The 16104-nt window shown below is 66.3% G+C and carries 13 protein-coding genes and 2 pseudogenes; 2 read left to right on the forward strand and 13 right to left on the reverse strand.

Annotated features, from left to right (window positions below):
- Positions 1–131: 131 nt before the first annotated feature.
- The 4 genes and pseudogenes from ACYVD7_RS11980 to ACYVD7_RS11995 form a co-directional block, all read right to left on the reverse strand.
- Positions 132–872 (reverse strand): annotated as a pseudogene (locus ACYVD7_RS11980) (putative bifunctional diguanylate cyclase/phosphodiesterase); the annotation flags it as partial.
- Positions 873–947: 75 nt separating this feature from the next.
- Positions 948–2264 (reverse strand): annotated as a pseudogene (locus tag ACYVD7_RS11985) (diguanylate cyclase domain-containing protein); the annotation flags it as partial.
- A 54-nt stretch (positions 2265–2318) separates the two neighbouring features.
- Positions 2319–3227, reverse strand: coding sequence for a phosphate/phosphite/phosphonate ABC transporter substrate-binding protein (locus ACYVD7_RS11990; protein ID WP_460764221.1), 909 nt, complete (start codon positions 3225–3227; stop codon positions 2319–2321).
- A gap of 228 nt (positions 3228–3455) precedes the next feature.
- On the reverse strand, positions 3456–4277 hold the full coding sequence (locus ACYVD7_RS11995; protein WP_460763453.1) for an RNA methyltransferase: 822 nt from the start codon (positions 4275–4277) through the stop codon (positions 3456–3458).
- 110 nt (positions 4278–4387) lie between these two features.
- Here ACYVD7_RS11995 and ACYVD7_RS12000 point away from each other — a divergent pair, with 110 nt between their 5' ends.
- Positions 4388–5206 (forward strand): inositol monophosphatase family protein, encoded by an 819-nt coding sequence (locus ACYVD7_RS12000; RefSeq protein ID WP_460763455.1) that lies wholly within the window; start codon positions 4388–4390, stop codon positions 5204–5206.
- Positions 5207–5420: 214 nt separating this feature from the next.
- Here ACYVD7_RS12000 and secF read toward each other — a convergent pair whose 3' ends face one another.
- The 6 genes from secF to ACYVD7_RS12030 all read right to left on the reverse strand — a co-directional run bounded on the left by secF (position 5421) and on the right by ACYVD7_RS12030 (position 11624).
- Entirely contained in the window at positions 5421–6377 is a 957-nt protein-coding gene (gene secF / locus ACYVD7_RS12005) for a protein translocase subunit SecF (RefSeq protein WP_460764223.1), read from the reverse strand.
- Positions 6378–6383: 6 nt separating this feature from the next.
- Positions 6384–8255 (reverse strand): protein translocase subunit SecD, encoded by a 1872-nt coding sequence (gene secD, locus ACYVD7_RS12010; protein ID WP_460763458.1) that lies wholly within the window; start codon positions 8253–8255, stop codon positions 6384–6386.
- Positions 8256–8313: 58 nt separating this feature from the next.
- A complete protein-coding gene (yajC, locus tag ACYVD7_RS12015; protein WP_460763461.1) occupies positions 8314–8652 on the reverse strand; it encodes a preprotein translocase subunit YajC in 339 nt (112 codons plus the stop codon).
- A gap of 158 nt (positions 8653–8810) precedes the next feature.
- On the reverse strand, positions 8811–9971 hold the full coding sequence (tgt, locus tag ACYVD7_RS12020; RefSeq protein WP_460763464.1) for a tRNA guanosine(34) transglycosylase Tgt: 1161 nt from the start codon (positions 9969–9971) through the stop codon (positions 8811–8813).
- On the reverse strand, positions 9968–11029 hold the full coding sequence (gene queA / locus ACYVD7_RS12025; RefSeq protein ID WP_460763466.1) for a tRNA preQ1(34) S-adenosylmethionine ribosyltransferase-isomerase QueA: 1062 nt from the start codon (positions 11027–11029) through the stop codon (positions 9968–9970). Before queA ends, tgt begins: the two co-directional genes overlap by 4 nt.
- 163 nt (positions 11030–11192) lie before the next feature.
- Positions 11193–11624 (reverse strand): Lrp/AsnC family transcriptional regulator, encoded by a 432-nt coding sequence (locus tag ACYVD7_RS12030; RefSeq protein WP_460763470.1) that lies wholly within the window; start codon positions 11622–11624, stop codon positions 11193–11195.
- A gap of 119 nt (positions 11625–11743) precedes the next feature.
- On the opposite strand from ACYVD7_RS12030, the gene ACYVD7_RS12035 reads away from it, so the two are divergent.
- Entirely contained in the window at positions 11744–13255 is a 1512-nt protein-coding gene (locus ACYVD7_RS12035; protein ID WP_460763472.1) for an aminotransferase class III-fold pyridoxal phosphate-dependent enzyme, read from the forward strand.
- Positions 13256–13506: 251 nt separating this feature from the next.
- Here ACYVD7_RS12035 and ACYVD7_RS12040 read toward each other — a convergent pair whose 3' ends face one another.
- The 3 genes from ACYVD7_RS12040 to ACYVD7_RS12050 all read right to left on the reverse strand — a co-directional run bounded on the left by ACYVD7_RS12040 (position 13507) and on the right by ACYVD7_RS12050 (position 16036).
- Positions 13507–14190, reverse strand: a complete 684-nt coding sequence (locus ACYVD7_RS12040) for a TMEM43 family protein (protein ID WP_460763475.1) — start codon at positions 14188–14190, stop codon at positions 13507–13509.
- Between the two features lie 220 nt (positions 14191–14410).
- Positions 14411–15301: an MBL fold metallo-hydrolase gene (locus tag ACYVD7_RS12045; RefSeq protein WP_460763478.1), complete on the reverse strand. Its 891-nt coding sequence runs from the start codon at positions 15299–15301 to the stop codon at positions 14411–14413.
- Positions 15302–15463: 162 nt separating this feature from the next.
- Positions 15464–16036: a hypothetical protein gene (locus tag ACYVD7_RS12050; RefSeq protein ID WP_460763480.1), complete on the reverse strand. Its 573-nt coding sequence runs from the start codon at positions 16034–16036 to the stop codon at positions 15464–15466.
- Positions 16037–16104 lie beyond the last annotated feature (68 nt).

A 16104-nucleotide genomic window follows, 5' to 3' on the forward strand; every position in this document is an offset into this window, starting at 1 on the left:
CAGGCGTGCGCGCCGAGTTCGGCACCACGAACCGATTTTGTAGTACCGAAATTGCCCAGCACTGTTTCACGCGACACCCTGGAGAAACACACCTTAGGGTATTTGCGCGAGCGCACTGGCGTTGCGGCAACTCACACCAGCGCCATGAACTCCGCCAGCGGCACCGGATACCCCAGCAGGTAACCCTGCGCCAGGTCGCAATTGCGTTCGCGCAGCAGCTCGTACTGCCCATCCTTCTCCACGCCTTCCGCGATCACGGTAATGCCCAGCGAATGCGCCATCGCGATGATTGCGGTGGTCAGCGCCAGGTCGTCGGGATCGCGCAGGATGTCGGCGACGAAGCTGCGGTCGATCTTCACCCCATCGACCGGAACGCGGCGCAGATGGCTCAGCCCCGAGAACCCGGTCCCGAAGTCATCCAGCCACACCTGCACGCCACTGGCGCGCAGCTGCGCGAGCAGCGCGCTGGCCTGCGCCTCATCGTCCAGCACGGCGGTTTCGGTCAGCTCCAGGTGCAGCTGGCTCGCGGCAAGACCGGTGTCGTAGAGCACGTGCGCGACGACCTGCGGCAGGTCGCCGCTGCGCAGCTGGCGCGGCGACAGGTTCACTGATACGAAGAGCGGATCGCGCTCGCCGCGCAGCGCGCTCCAGCGTACGGCGTCCTCGCAGGCCGCACGCAGCACCTGCGGGCCCAGCGTTTCGATCAGGCCGCTCTGCTCGGCTACGTCGATGAAAACGGAGGGTGCGATGGCGCCATGCTCCGGATGTTCCCAGCGCAGCAGCGCTTCCGCGCCCACCAGCACGTTGTCGGCGACGCGATACAGCGGCTGGTAGACCAGGCTCAGCTCGCCACGCTCCCACGCGCCACGCAGTTCGTGCTCCAGGTGCACGCGGCGTTCCACCGCCTGGTCCATCGCGCGGCTGTAGAAGCGATGGCAGTTCTTGCCCGCGACCTTCGCCTGGTACATGGCGATGTCGCCGTTCTTCATCAGCGCGTTGGCCGTCAATGCGTCCTGCGGGAACAACGTGATGCCGACCGAGGTACCGAGGAATACCTGGCGATTGTGCACGGTGATCGGCCGGCCCAGTTCCTCCACCAGCGCCTGCGCCAGGCGGCTGGCCACCGCGCGCGCGTCCAGGCCGCCACGCGCGTCGGGCTCGACCAGGATCACGAACTCGTCGCCGCCAAATCGCGCCAGCGCCGAACCTTCGCCGCCCACGGCATTCACTGTCTCGCGGATACGGTGGGCAAACTGCAGCAGCACTTCGTCGCCGGCATCGTGGCCCAGGGTGTCGTTGACGCGCTTGAAGTCGTCGATGTCGGCAAACAGCAGCGCCAGCTGGCGACCCGCGCCCTGCATCTGCAGCAGGCGCTCGTCCAGCGTCTCGCGGAAGGCGAGCCGGTTGGCCAGGCTGGTGAGCGCATCGGTGTAGGCCATGCGCCGGATCTCGCGATCATGGCGCGCCACTGACGTGCTCATCCGTGCGAACGCCCGCATGAGGTCGCCGACTTCGTCGTTGCGATCGCTGGCCGGCGTACGCGCGGCCTCGAAATGGCCCAGCTCGATCGCATGCGCCGCATCAGCCAGCTGCCGGATCGGCCGCACCAGCGAGCGCTGGATCAGCCAGAGCACCACGCCGCCCAGCGCGATCAGCCCCGCGCTCAGCACGATCACCCACAGCAACTGGCGGCGCCCGAGCTCGTTCAGCCGCGAACGCAGGTCGGCGACCGCGGCATCCTGGTCGTTGCGCAATCCGCGCAGGTCGAAGCCCACGCGCACGCCGCCGATACGCTCGTTGCCGATGCGGATCGGCGCGGCGATGTCCATCACGTCCTCGCCAAACTGGGTAAGCAGCTTCTGCGATGAAATGACGTCGAAGGCCATCGCGTCGTCCATGCGCTTGCCGTAGCTCGGGATCTCCTCGCTGCCATCGTGGACGATGTTGCCCTGGCCGTCGTACACCAGCACGTAGCGGATGCCCGGCTGGTTGAGCGTCTGGCGACCGAGCACGCCGATCGCATCCAGGTCGAAGTAGTAAAGCGGATTGGCCAGCGATTCCGACAGTTGGATCACCATGCCTTCGCCCTGGCGGCGCAGGCTGGTTCCGGCAACACGGTTCATCGCGTCGCGGCTGACGTCCTCGACTTCATGCTGGATCCGCTCCTGGCGGCTCCACAGCAGGATCATCAGCGCGACGACCACGGTCAGCGCCAGCGCCATCACCGCGAGGAAGCGTGCCTGCAGGCCGTAACGAAGGTTCATTGGCCGCGCACCTGCGCGTGTGACGTCCTGCCCGGCTTCGCCATGCGCCAGGCCTCACTCCACATCGCTGCGCACCCGGACGACGCCATGCGCCAGCACGTCCAGCGCGTGCTGCGACGCCGGATCGATCGGCAGGAAGCGCGTGGTCTTGAAGAAACCCAGCAGCGCTTCCTCGGCATTGGGGTCGGCGGCGGCATCGCACAGCAGCTGGCGCAGCCTCGCCTCGACCTTCGGATCGAGGTCGCTGCGCACCAGTTCCAGCGCGCGCGGGACATCGCCGGTCTGGCCGATGATGCGCAGGTCGCGCCGGAACGCCGCGGGCACGCGGCGCGGGTTGTCCCAGTCCAGGTTGCTCATCACGCCGACATCGATCAGGCGCTTGTGCACCCACGTGGCGATGTTGAGTTCGGAACGCGCGAAGACGTAGCCGACTACGCTCGAATCCAGCTTGTCCGTCGGCGACAGCAACAGCTCGAGCTTGTTGCCACGCTGGAGCAGCTCGGTCGCGGGCAGGAAATACGCACTGGTCGAGGTCGGGCGCTGGAAGGCGACGCTGTGGCCGCGCAGGTCGTCGAGCGACTTGATGGCGCTGTCGCTACGGGCGAAGAAGACGGCGTGGTAGTGGCTGGTGCCGTCGCGCTCGGTGAGCAGCAACGGCTTTGCGTTGGCGCGCTGCTTCAGCATCATGCCGGTGCCGGCGGTCTCGGTGACCCAGTCGACCCGGCCGCGGCGCAGGTAACTGGCCATCTGCTGCGCGTCCTTGGCCATCAGGATGCGGCCTTCCTTGATGCCGACGTCCTTCATGCGCGGCACCACGTAATCCAGCAGCGCCTTGAGCTGCTCGTAGTGGGCCTTGGGATCGTCGCTGATCCTGCCCAGCACCAGAACGCCGTCATCGGCAGCGAGCGCTGGCGACGGCTGCAGGCAGGCGAAGCAGAGCGCCAGCGCGGCAAGGAAACGCAACGGGGCAGCCAGACTGAAGCGCAAGACGGGGATACCGGACTAGGCGACGTTGCAGACTAATCGAATCCGCGCGGGTTGCGTAGCCTGTCCGCGGGGCGCTCGGCGATCACCGGAACTCCGCCCGGTCCAACGGCGCGGATGACGTCCTTTATGGCCTGTTTCCCCGCGTTTTCGCTTCGATGAACCCATCGCCAGGCGTCGCGGTTGGCCCGGCATGCTCACCGCGGGCTACTTGTCGCGTTCGCCGGCCAGCCGCGCCATGCGCTGGGCGTCCGCCAGCACGCCGCGCAGGATGCGCACCTCGCGGGCATCGGGCTGGGCACGCAGGAACAGCCGCCGCAGCTTGCGCATGGCCGACTCCGGGGCGCGGCCCTTGTGGAAGTCGATCGCATCCAGGGTCTGCCCCAGCTGCTCGAAGAAGCTTTCCATCTCCGCATGCGACGCCGGGGGCTCGTCGCGCAGTTCGGCGGCCTCGGTCGTCGGTCCGGCGGCCAGCGCCGCCAGTCGCACTTCGTAACTGAGCACCTGCACGGCCATGGCCAGGTTGAGCGAGCTGTAGTCCGGATTGGCGGGGATGTGCACCGCCGCGTGGCACAGCTCGTATTCGTCGTTGGTCAGCCCTGTGCGCTCGCGGCCGAAGACGATCGCGACCTCAGCGCCGGCGGCAGCGCCGGCCACGGCACGCATACCCGCGGCATCGGGTTCCAGCTCCTCGAGCGCGATGCGCCGGCTGCGGGCGGTGCAGCCCAGCACGAGGCGGCAATCGGCGACGGCCTCGGCCAGGGTCTCGCAGATGGTCGCGGCGGCCAGGACGTCATCGGCGCCGGCGGCCAGAGCATAGGAATCGGCGTCCGGGGCGCGTTCGGGGGCCACCAGGAACAGGCGGGACAGCCCCATGGTCTTCATCGCCCGGGCCGCGGAACCGATGTTGCCCGGGTGCTGGGTGCCGACCAGGACCACGCGGATGCGGTCGCCGGGACCAGCCGGGTTGGGGCCGGCCGGGTTGGGGAGGGAGGAAGGCAGATCTTTGGGATTGGGGTCGGTACTCATGCCGCGCAATGGTAAACTCCGCGCCCCCGCCGCCCTACCCTTGCGTTGGCCGGCCTGCTCTTTCGCACCGCCAGTCCATCCCAACCTCAGACCCGAGAGGCCGCTTCGCCATGCAGAAACCCGCCGTCACCCTCATGGTCAAGGCCGCCCGTGCCGCCGGCAACGTGCTCCTGCGCAACATGCACAAGCTCGACGCGCTCAACGTGGTGCAGAAAGAGCGGATGGACTACGCCAGCGAGGTCGATGGCCTCGCCGAAGCGGCGATCATCAAGGAATTGCGCCGCTCGACCCCGGACTACGCGATCCTCGGCGAGGAAACCGGCGCTTCCGGTGCCGGCCGCTACACCTGGGTGATCGACCCGCTCGACGGCACCAGCAACTATCTCCACGGTCTGCCGCATTTCTGCGTGTCGATCGCGCTGGTGGAAGCGGGCGAGCCGATCCACGGCGTGATCTTCGATCCCCTGCGCAACGAACTATTCACCGCCAGCCGCGGCAGCGGCGCCATGCTCAACGACAAGCGCATTCGCGTCGCCGAGCGCAAGGAGCTGGCCGGCGCGATGCTGATCACCGGCTTCCCGCCGCGCGAGCGCAAGAACACCAGCGCGCAGCTGAAATGCATCGACGTACTGCTGACGGAAGCCGAAGACATCCGTCGCACCGGTTCGGCAGCGCTGGACCTGGCCTACGTGGCCTGCGGTCGCGCCGATGCCTACTTCGAGTCCGGCGTGAAGCCGTGGGACATCGCCGCCGGCGCACTGCTGGTGCGCGAAGCCGGTGGCAAGGTCGTCGATTACCGCGGCCGTTCGACCGGCCCGATGGACACGCGCGGCCTGATGGGTCGCCCGCTGGTCGCCGGCAACCTGAAGATCTGCGATGCGCTGCAGAACAAGATCGTCACGACCGGTTACGCCAACGCGCTGGATTGACCGTTAGGACGGGTCTCGACCCGCCACCCGCTCGCAACGCACGGGCATTCTGGCGGGGAACATCGCGGAGGGTAACAACGGCCGCGATGCGGCAGGCGCCTCGCCTTCGGAGTAGCGGATCAAGACCCGCCCTACAGTCCCGAACTGGCAATATCGCCAAACAAAAAGGCCGCGCAATTGCGCGGCCTTTTTGTTTGCATCAGTCGGCGCTGGCTTACGGACGGCGCGCCAGCGCTTCCTCGTCGCGCGCCTTCGGCATCAGGTCCTGCTTGGTCACGCCGAGCCACATCAGCAGCGGGCAGGCGACGAAGATCGAGGACAACGTACCGATGATGATGCCGAGCATCTGCGATTCGGCCATGCCACGCAGCGAGGCACCGCCGTACATGTACAGCGCCAGCACGGTCAGGAAGGCGACGAACGACGTGATAACCGTACGCGACAGCGTCTGGTTGATCGAGGCGTTGAGCACCTCCGACGGTGCTGCGCGGACCGAGCGGAAGTTCTCTCGCACGCGGTCGAACACCACGATGGTGTCGTTGATCGAATAACCCATCACCGACAACGCACCCGCCAGTACCGTCAAGTCGAACTCGTGCCCGGCCAGTGCGAACCAGCCGACCACGACCACCACGTCGTGCAGCGTCGTGATGATCGCAGCCACCGCGAATTTCCATTCGAAGCGGAACGAGATGTAGATCAGGAAGCCGATCACCACGAACAGCAGGGCCCACACGCCATTGAGCGCGAGTTCCTTGCCGACCTGCGCGCTGATCACCGCACTGCTGCGGACATCGGCCGGGTTTTCAGCCGTCGATGCCGCCAGCTTGACCTCCTGCGCGATGCTGCCCGTCGTCTGGTTGGCGACGCCAGCCTTCTCCTGCAGGCGGACCAGCAGGTCGTTGCCGGTACCGAAGGTCTGCACCTGCGCGCCTTCGAATCCGGCCTTGGCCAGTCGTCCACGAACGCCTTCGACGTCAACCGGCTTGTCGAAGCGCAGCTCGATGCCAACGCCGCCGGTGAAGTCGAGGGCAAAATTGAAGCCGTTGACGGCCATCGCACCGATGGCGGCGAACATCAACAGCGCGGCGACCACCAGCGACACCATGCGCATGCGCATGAAGTCGATCTTGCTGTCGTAGGGGAACACGTTGAAAGGTTTCATGGCGATGCGCCCTTAGATCCAGATCGACTTCAGCTTGCGGCGGCCGCCGTAGATCAGCGTGGCGATGCCGCGCGAGACCGAGACAGCGGTGTACATGGAGGTCAGGATGCCGACGATCAGCGTCACGGCGAAGCCCTTGATCGGGCCGGTACCGAAGGCGAACAGCGCCACGCCGGCCAACATCGCGGTGATGTTGGCGTCAGCAATGGTGCCTGCGGCGCGGTCGTAACCAGTCGCGATCGCGGTCTGCGGCGGCAGGCCTAGTCGCAACTCCTCGCGTATGCGCTCGTTGATCAGCACGTTGGCGTCGACCGACATGCCCACGGTCAGCGCGATGCCCGCCAGACCCGGCAGCGACAGCGTAGCGCCGGCCAGCGACATCACCGCGACCACCATCAGCAGGTTGATCAGCAGCGCGATGCAGGTGATCAGGCCGAACATGCGGTAGTAGACCAGGAAGAAGATCAGTGCGAAGGCGAAGGAGAACTTCACCGCGGTCAGGCCGCGCTCGATGTTTTCCTTACCCAGGCTCGGACCGACGGTGCGTTCGTCGACGAAGTCCATCGGAGCCGCCAGCGAACCCGACTTCAGCAGGCGCGACAGGTCGGAAGCTTCCTTCGCGCTCAGGCCGGTGGTCTGGAACTGGGTGCTGAAGACGCCCTGGATGGTCGCGTCGGAAATGACTTCCTCGTTGATGCGCGTGGTGCGCACTTCCTTGCCGTCGACGATCTTCACTTCCGGCACGCGTTCGATGTAGACCACGCCCATGCGCTTGCCGACGCTCTGGCTGGTGAAATCGAACATGCGCTGGCCGCCGGCGCTGTTCAGGCGGACGGACACCACCGGCGAACCGCTCTGCTGGTCGAAACCGGTGTTGGCGTCGACCAGCTGGTCGCCGGAAGCGATCACGCGCTTGTTGAGCAGCACCGGGATCTGCTTGCCGTCCGGACCCAGCTGGCGCATGTAGTACAGGCGCGCCTCGGGCGGGACGTTGCCGGTGCGGGCGGCTTCAAAGGCGTCGCCGTCGACGTTGGCGCGATATTCCAGCGTCGCCGTTGCACCGATGGTGCGCTTGGCCAGTGCGGTGTCCTGTACGCCCGGCAGCTCGACCACGACGCGGTCGCTGCCCTGGCGCTGGATCACAGGCTCGGCCACGCCGAGCGCGTTGATGCGGTTACGCAGCGTGCCGACGTTCTGTTCGATGGCGTCAACCGCGATGCGGTTGAGTTCGTTCTCGGGAACACGCAGTACCACGGTGGTGCCCTGCGGTTCGCGCTGCAGCGTCGGCTGGCCCTTGGAGATGACCTCGATCGCCTTCTGCGCGGTAGCGGCGTCCTTGAAGCTGGCGACGATGCTGTTGTCCGGGCGGCGATCCACCGACTGGTAGACGATGTTGTTGTCGCGCAGCAGCAGCACGCGCAGGTCTTCGACCGTGGCATCCAGGCGCTTGTCCAGCGCGGCCTTCTGGTCCACCTGCAACAGGAAGTGCACACCGCCCTGCAGGTCGAGGCCGAGCAGCATCGGCTGCGCGCCGATGTTCTCCAGCCAGTCCGGCACGGTGGAGGCAAGGTTGAGCGCAACGATGTAGTCGCTGCCCAGCTGCGGACGCAGTGCGTCAGCGGCCTTCACCTGCAGGTCCGGGTTGGCCAGGCGAACCAGCAGGTTGCCCTTCTTGCTATCCAGGTCCACCTGCTTGATCGCGACGCCCGCTGCCTTGAGGCCGTCGGCGACGCGCTTGCGCAGCGCCTCGTCGACCGGCGCGCCGCGGTTGGCGGTGACCTGCACCGATGGGTCCTGCGGAAAGATGTTGGGCACCGCGTAAACGGCACTCAACAGCAGGACGACCAGGAAAACTACGTATTTCCAGCGTGCAAAAGTCAACATCGAAGGGATCCCGTGGCAGCTCCCCGGCCGCCGTCGTGCAGAACGTGGTGGCGGCGTGTCAGGCCGACTTCAAGGTGCCCTTGGGCAGAACATTGGCGATCGCGCCCTTCTGGATGCGGATGCGCACGTTGTCGGCGACCTCAACCGTGATGAAGTTCTCGCCGATGTCGGTGACCACGCCGGCGATGCCGCCGTTGGTCAGTACTTCGTCGCCCTTTGAAAGCTTGCCCAGCATGGCGTTGTGCTCCTTCTGGCGCTTCATCTGCGGGCGGATCATGAAGAAGTACATGATCGCGATCAGGGCGATCGGCATGAGCAGGCCGAAGCCCCCCAGGCCCTGCGGCTGGCCGGCAGCCTGGGCGTAAGCGGGAGCGATCACAAGGTCGAGCAGATTCATCTTTCGGTCGTCCGGAGGCGAGATAACGCCCGATTATGCCACGGCGGAGAATTTCCCCGACCCCGGACTTCCCATCGGGGTCCGGGCACGCAGTCAGGGCTGGAAAATCAGGGGTTTGCGGGGGTTTCACGGGAGACGACGACCCGATACCCGGACCGTCACCCGCGCAGCGCAGGCACCGCCATGCCACGCTCGGCGTAGAAGGACTCCCGGAACGTGGCGAAGGTTCCCGTCGCGATGGCCTCGCGCATCTGCGCCATCAGGCGCTGGTAGTGGCGCAGGTTGTGCAGCGTCCCCAGGACCGGGCCGAGCATCTCGTTGCAGCGATCCAGGTGGCGCAGGTAGCTGCGGGTGAATCCGTTGCGGCAGGCGTAGCAGTCGCAGCCTTCCTCGATCGGACGCATGTCGCGCTCGTACTGCGCGTTGCGGATGCGCACGGCGCCGGTCGACGTGAAGAAGTGGCCGTTGCGCGCGTTGCGCGTCGGCATGACGCAATCGAACATGTCCACGCCGCGCGCGACGGCTTCGACCAGGTCTTCCGGTCGGCCCACGCCCATCAGGTAACGCGGCTTGTCCTGCGGCAGTTGCGGCGCGGTGTGGTCGAGCATGTGGTTGCGCTCGGTCTCGGTCTCGCCCACGGCAAGGCCACCAATCGCGTAGCCGTCGAAGCCGATGCCCTTGAGCGCTTCGGCCGAACGCGTGCGCAGGTCGTGGTGCACGCCGCCTTGGACAATGCCGAACAGCGCGGCGTCGTTGCCTTCGTGCGCGCGCTTGCTTCGCTCGGCCCAGCGCAGCGACAGCTCCATCGACCGCTTCACCACATCGGCCCCGACCGCCGCACCGTTGACGTGCACCGGCGGGCACTCGTCGAAGATCATCACGATGTCGGAGCCGAGCACCTTCTGGATGTGCATGCTCTCTTCCGGGCCGAGGAACACCTTGCTGCCGTCGGTGGGCGCAGCGAAGGTGACGCCGGCTTCGGTGATCTTTCGTTTGTGCGCGAGCGAGAACACCTGGAAGCCACCGGAGTCGGTGAGGATCGGTCCGTTCCAGCGCGCGAAGCCATGCAGCCCGCCGTGGTCGGCGATCACATCCAGACCGGGCCGCAGGAACAGGTGGAACGTATTGCCGAGGATGATTTCGGCGCCGAGTTCGCTGACCTGTTCCGGCAATACGCCTTTGACCGATCCGTAGGTGCCGACCGGCATGAACGCCGGCGTTTCCACCGTGCCGCGCGGAAAGGTGAGTCGGCCGCGGCGCGCGGCGCCATCGGTTTTCAGCAGCTCGAAAGACATCCTGCTGGTCGAAGGTCCGCTCATGCGCGCGCCTCCGCATCGGCCTGCGGGAAAAGCAGCATGGCATCCCCATACGAGAAGAACCGGTAGCGTTCGCTGATCGCGTGCTCGTACGCGGCGAACATCCGCTGTTTGCCGACGAATGCCGACACGAGCATCAGCAGCGTACTTTCCGGCAGATGGAAATTGGTGATGAGCGCATCCACGGAGCGGATGCGGTAACCGGGGAGAATGAACAGTCGCGTTTCTCCGGCGAATGGCTGCAATTCCCGTTCACCGGCTTCGTTCACTCGCGTCGCGCTTTCCAGCGCCCGCACGACCGTGGTGCCGACCGCGACCACGCGTCCGCCTGCCGCACGCGTGTGACGGATCTGTTCGATCAGCTCCGGGCCGACGTTGAGCCACTCGCTGTGCATCGCGTGCTGGCTGAGGTCGTCGACACGCACCGGCTGGAACGTGCCCGCGCCGACATGCAGGGTGACGTGGCCGAACTGCACGCCGCGTTCGCGCAGTTGCGCCAGCAGCATCTCGTCGAAGTGCAGGCCCGCCGTGGGCGCGGCGACGGCGCCGACCTCCCGCGCGAACACGGTCTGGTAGCGTTCGTCATCATCCGCGCCGGGTTCGCGCTGGATGTAGGGCGGCAGCGGCAGGCGTCCGGCATGCAGCAGGTACTGTTCCAGCGATTCGGCGACGTGGAAACGCAGCAGGTAGAACTCGCCGTCGCGGCCCAGCACCTCGGCTTCGCCGCCAGCGTCCAGGGCGATGCGGGCGCCCGGCTTCGGCGATTTGCTCACGCCCAGCTGCACGCGGGCTTCCGCGCCACCCAGCAGTCGCTCGATCAGGATCTCCACCCGGCCGCCGGTTTCCTTCTGCCCGAACAACCGCGCCGGGATCACGCGGGTGTCGTTGAACACCAGCAGGTCGCCCGGCTCCAGCAGGCCAGGGAGATCGCGGAACGCGCGGTCCTGGAAAGCGGCGGCACCGGGCGGCACCACCAGCAGGCGGCTGGCGGAACGTTCGGCCAGCGGCGCCTGCGCGATCAGCTCGGGCGGCAGGTCGTAGTTGAAGTCGGACTTTTTCAAGGGCGCGCGGACAAATAAGGAACCGGCGATTGTAAGACCTTCCCGTGAGCCAGCCGGTCTGGACCAGTAGGGCGGGTCTTGACCCGCCGCACCGCCCGGTCGAATGACGCCGCAAGAGCCGTTGTGGGCGCCGTGTCGGCTTGATGGCGGGTCAAGACCCGCCCTATCGCTCGAACTTCGCCGACAGGATGATCGACGAGGTGGTCCGCTCCACGCCGTCGGTGGCGCCGATCCGATCGGTCAGTTCGTCCATCTCACCCACGGTCGGCACGACACCCAGCGCGACCAGGTCGAACGCGCCGCTGACCGAATGCAGCGCCCGCACCTCCGGCATCGCATATAGCGCCTGGACCACCGAGGCCATCTGCTTGGGCAGCACGGTGATCATGATGTGGGCCCGGATGTGGCCTCGCTCGGCATCGTCATGCACCCGCACGGTGTAGCCGCTGATCACGCCTTGCCGCTCAAGCCGCTCGATGCGGCTCTGGACGGTTGTGCGCGACAGCTTCAGCTGCCGCGCGATCTCTGCGATGGAGGCACGGGCGTTCTCGCGGAGGACGGTCAACAGCTGCTGGTCGGCGGCGGTAATCTTCATAACGCTCAAACCTTGTCGTCGAATTGACGAAATAATGGATTATTTCGTCCAAATCCGCACTACCGATCGCCGAATTTATCCCGATAATAGGCCGGATAGCCCTGAACCGGAGACTCCCGATGGCCGTTACCGACAAACTCGCGTCCCTGCGCGCCCATGCCGGCAAGCGCCGCACCGTCGGCCTCGACGACGCGGTCGTCGCCCAGTTCGCTGCCAGCCACGCTGACCTGGTCGAGGCGATCGACGCCGCGGCGGCCGAATACGCACGCATCAAGGGCGAGATCCAGAACGGCGAACTTCCCGAATTGCTCGACCTGGACGAGGACGCGCAGGCGCGCGCCGTGCAGGCCGGCTACGTCAACTTCTATCCGGACGACGGCGTGAACCCCTACGTCGCCCTGGTCGCCCGCGGCCCGTGGATCATCACCCTCAAGGGCGCCGTCCTGCACGACTCCGGCGGCTACGGCATGCTCGGTTTCGGTCACACGCCCAAGGCGGTGATCGACGCGATGGCCAAGCCGCAGGCGATGGCCAACATCATGACGCCGTCAGTGTCGCAGCTGCGCTTCGAGAAGGCGATCCGCGCCGCGATCGGCCTCAACCATGGCGCTTGCCCGTACGACAAGTTCCTGTGCCTGAATTCCGGTTCGGAGTCGGTGTCGCTGGCCTCGCGCATTGTCGATGCGAACGCCAAGACCATGACCGATCCGGGCGCGAAGCACGCCGGCCGCAGCATCAAGCGCCTGGTCGTGAAGGGCAGCTTCCACGGCCGCACCGAGCGCCCGGCGCTGTATTCGGATTCGACCCGCAAGACCTACCTCCAGCACCTGGCCAGCTTCCGCGGCGAAGACACCGTGCTGACGGTCGAGCCCTACGACGTCGACGCGCTGAAGAAGATCTTCGCCGATGCCGACGCCAACGGCTGGTTCATCGAAGCGATGTTCCTTGAGCCGGTGATGGGCGAAGGCGACCCGGGCCGCGGCGTGCCGGTCGCGTTCTACAACGCAGCCCGCGAACTGACCAAGGCGCACGGCTCGCTGCTGCTGGTGGACTCGATCCAGGCCGGCCTGCGCGCCAACGGCGTGCTGTCGATCATCGACTACCCCGGCTTCGAGAATGCCGAAGCACCGGACATGGAGACCTACTCGAAGGCGCTCAACGCCGGCCAGTACCCGCTGTCGGTACTCGCGGTGAGCAAGCGCGCCGGCGAGATCTACAAGAAGGGCCTGTACGGCAACACCATGACCACCAACCCGCGCGCGCTCGACGTCGCGGTGTCGGTCCTGGCCCAGGTCACCCCGGCGCTGCGCGAGAACATCCGTGCCAAGGGCAAGGAAGCGACCGACAAGCTGGAGAAGCTGAAGTCGGGACTCGGCGGCATGATCACCAAGGTCCAGGGCACCGGCCTGCTGTTCTCGTGCGAGCTTTCGGCTGACTTCAAGTGCTACGGCGCTGGATCGACCGAGGAATGGCTGCGCGAACGCGGCATCGGCGTGATCCACGGCGGCGTGAATTCGCTGCGCTTCACCCCGACGTTCAACATCACCAGCGAGGAAATCGACCTGCTGGTGGCGATGGTCGGTCGCGCCCTGAAGGAAGGCCCGCGCGCGCAGCAGGCAGCTGCCGCGTAAGCGCGACGATTTCGCCGTGGAAAAGGCCGGGGAAAACCCGGCTTTTTCTTTGCAATTGGACTTGCTCGCACTCTCACCTGGCGACAGCCACTCCACGTGTAGGGCGGGTCTTGACCCGCCATTGATGCGTGCAAGGTGTCTGATGGCGAGTCAAGACCCGCCCTACATCCTTCGAAAGCCTGCACGAAGCGGAAGCGTGGCGGGCAAGCCGGCGCCACGGACGTGATCGACGCAGCAATGATTAGCTGCGGTCACTCTTTCCCGCGTCTGCGCCGTCGTGCCGCCGCCAGGATCACCACCATCGAACCGAAGAACACCGGCCACAGCGGCAGCAGTCGACGACGCTGTTGCTGGACTTCGTCACCTTCTTCGTGATCGGTCGCAAGCGGCTGGGCGCGCAGTCGCCAGACGCCACCGCGCAGCTCGACCTTTCCCGTCAGTGGCGGCAGGACCAGTTCGCGCCAGTTGATGCGCAGGTCGCCGATCTGCGGGGCCAGCGGGTTTTCCGCGCTGCCCAGGCCGTCGCCTTCTGGCTGGAATGACGCTGCGAGGTTCGCCGGCAGACGCGAGAAGCTGGGATGCAGCACGCGCCATTCTCCAAGCGTGCGCAGCACGGCCGGATCCAGCGGCCGACCATCGAGCGTGGGTTCCGGCGCCCACCACAGGCGGCTTTCCATCGGCATCGTCGGGGGGTTCTCGTGTCCCTTGCCGAACCCAGTCGAGTCGATGCGAGCGGCGTTCCACACGCGCTCGAAGCCGACATCGCCACGGTGCCACTGGTACATCTCCACGCGACGATCCAGTCCGAACTCGCGCGTGCCGACGCCGAAATCCTCGTCCACCAGTGCGACGGCGGGGTCCGGGAAACCTTCAGGGTCCGATTGCGCCCAGGCGATGCTGGCCGGGAGCGACAGCAACGCGCCCACCAATGTCATTCCGAGCGCTGCGAGGGGGCCGCTTTTCCGCATGGGTAGCCGCTTTCGCTTGGATGAACGCAGGTCACCCGCGGGGCCTGCCCTGAGCGCAGCCGCGAAACACGAAATGACAGCTGGAAAGATCGGCATCGTCATCACTCGCGGATTAAGGCAGGACAGTCGTGGCCTTGCGGAGCCCGCCCCGAGCACGTTCGACGAGCTCGGGACGACACTCCGCGCATCACGCCGTCAATGCCCTTGCATGCAGCTCGGCCACCTCATGCGCAGTGCCGAACTTCCCCTTCTCATCCCGCACCACCTGCGCCAGCGCGCAGCCGGGATCGTGGGTGAAGAACAGGTGCACGTTGCGCGCCAGCTTGTCTTCGAGGAACGCGCGCTTCTCGTCGATCAGCTGCTCGGCGCTGCGGTCGTAACCCATCGTGATCGGCACATGCACCCACGGGCGGCCGGGGATCAGGTCGGCGCAGAACACCACGCCGCCGTGCGCATCGCCATTGACCATTTCCGGTCCGACGATCTCCGACAGCATCAATCCGGGCGTATGGCCGTCGCTGTAGTGGAACCGCACGGCATTGCCGAGTGTCCGGGAATGGGCGCCGTCGACAAGTTCCAGTCGACCCGTGGCCTCCAGCAGCGCCGGCAATTCAGCGATGAAGCTGGCGCGATCGCGCGCATGCGGATGCTGCGCACGCTCCCAGTGCTCGCGACCGGTCACGTAACTGGCGTTGGGGAACACCAGTCGCGGCGACTGGCCTTCCTCCCATTTCGCCAGCACGCCGCCGGCATGGTCGAAATGCAGGTGCGAGAGGACGACGACGTCGATGTCCTCCGGCTTGAAGCCTGCGGCCGCCAGCGAATCCAGCAGCACGTGGCGCTCTTCGACGACGCCGTAGCGTTCGCGCAGCTTCGGTTCGAAGAAGGCGCCGATGCCGGCCTCGAACAGCACCGTCTTGCCGGCCAGCGGGCTGGCCAGCAGCGCGCGGCACGCCAGGTCGATGCGGTTCTGCGCGTCCGGCGGGGACCACTTTTCCCACATCGCGCGCGGCGCGTTGCCGTACATCGCGCCGCCATCGAGTTTCTGGCTGTTGCCCAGTAGCGACCAGAGCTTCATCGTCGCGTTCCCTTCCGAAAGATGTCGCGCCCATGATCGGCCATTGTGTCGACGGATGAAACCGCCGGAAGGCCGGGGCGACGGAACGCGTCGTCTTGCGCGCGAACCGGCCGCTCGACGGTTTCAGCCGGGCACGCGCATCCGCGAGGCGCAGGCGGGCTGCTACTGCTCGGCGGCAACCGGCTTGGCGACGAAATGGAAGATGAACTTCGCGCCGCTTTCATCGCGCGTGTTCACCGCAATCGGCCCGGAAATACCCTTGGCGGTCAGCGTGGCCGTGCCGGTGGCTTCGGCGCTGCTCAGCATCCCGCCACCCTCGCCGATGATCTTCACCAGCGCCTGCTGACCCGGCAGCAGCGTGATGCTGCCCTCCGCGGTTCCGGCGGGTGGAGTGAACTGCTTCTTGTCTTCGGCATCGTCCAGCGTAGCGCTCGTATCGAACAGCTCGCGACCGTCGGCCTCTACGCGGAAGGACCATTCGGTTCCGCCAATCGAACCGTCGTTGACGACTTCGATGCGCTGCAGCTGCAGCTGCATCGTCTGGTTCACCGGCGCTGCGGGCTCAACCTTGGCGGCAGCCACGGTAGCGGCTTCGATCTTGGTCTTCTGATCGGCTTCGCGGATGTCGCTGCGGACGTTGATGTACAACGTCGACAACGCTGCCAGGAAAGCAGTTGAAGCAGTCAGGATGGCCGGCAGGTGCGCATGCCAGCCCTTGCGTTCGTTATCGGTCACTGCAGCGTCCCCACGCCTTATTCCTGTTTTGCGCCGTCGATCCGGATCTTTGATTTGTACCCGAATCG

This window comes from Lysobacter fragariae, from assembly GCF_054779775.1.